The organism is Oleiphilus sp. HI0086, from assembly GCF_001635225.1.
Genome location: NZ_LWFZ01000868.1, coordinates 1 through 824, shown reverse-complemented (window position 1 = coordinate 824; position 824 = coordinate 1). Strand labels below are relative to the sequence as shown.

Annotated in this window: 2 protein-coding genes; both read right to left on the bottom strand. The window is 43.3% G+C overall.

Translation table 11 applies throughout. From position 1 onward, the window contains the following. Nucleotides 1-103: 103 nt before the first annotated feature. Nucleotides 104-505 carry a DUF86 domain-containing protein gene (locus A3756_RS15635; protein WP_068553603.1) on the bottom strand — a complete coding sequence of 134 codons (402 nt, stop codon included), beginning with the start codon at nt 503-505 and terminating at the stop codon, nt 104-106. Further along, on the bottom strand, nt 498-824 hold a 327-nt coding region (locus tag A3756_RS15630; RefSeq protein WP_068553855.1), incomplete at its 5' end, for a nucleotidyltransferase domain-containing protein. The genes A3756_RS15635 and A3756_RS15630, both read right to left, overlap by 8 nt.

Genomic DNA, 824 nt, shown 5'->3' with positions numbered 1-824 from the left:
ACACTAAAAAGCTATTATCTTTTCTCGGTGTAGGCCGCAGGCCTCTCTGTGCCCTCTGTGGTGAATCTGCTTTTGCGTTTTGATCTTTAAGGGCTACTTCTCACTACTCCGAAATAACTTCTGCACTAAAACCTTCGAAATCTGACAAGTGCTTTTCAATTACTGAAATCACAATATCTAAATCGAGCGTTTGGTAATCATGCACTGCAATATTTCTTAAGCCAACCATTCGCTTCATCGCGCCAGAGATGTCGACCGTAATCAATTTTGCCCCTGCTAGAATATCGAAACTATCACGTGCCGACTGAGGTATTCCCAGCCGGTGCACGCGAATTAGATAATTTGCTATATCAATTGAGGCCTCACACGCTCTTTGAATATTCAATAAGACAGAATCTTGTTTGGTGTAATTTTGTTTAAACTCTGCCTCGCTAGTAAATTCCTCGCGAACTCGCTGCAAACACCGTTTTATTGTTGCGAGTTTATTCAGTATGACATCATCCATGCTTCATTCCTTTAAGCTGAGCGACAAAGTCAGCCATAATCGCTTCACGCCCCTCTTGTAAACGGCCATACATGCTGAGAACACGCGTTTCGAAAGGCATCGCAGCGTCACAAGCATCATACAGCAACTGACCTCGCTCTATAATTTGCACATTCAAAACCGTGGTCGATTGAAGCAAGTCAATCAAATCAACTTCTGCACAACAGGTATTTGCCAGGAGCTCTTTAAGCTCCCATAAGGTAGATACGGGTATTTTTTTCTCTGCCATGACTGCGATATCCCAGTCACTCGAAGGTCGAGCTTCATTAGTAGCTCTTGA

Excerpts from the sequence above, each read along its gene's own strand:
- A3756_RS15635 (WP_068553603.1), bottom strand. The coding sequence starts at position 505 with ATGGATGATGTCATACTGAATAAACTCGCAACAATAAAACGGTGTTTG.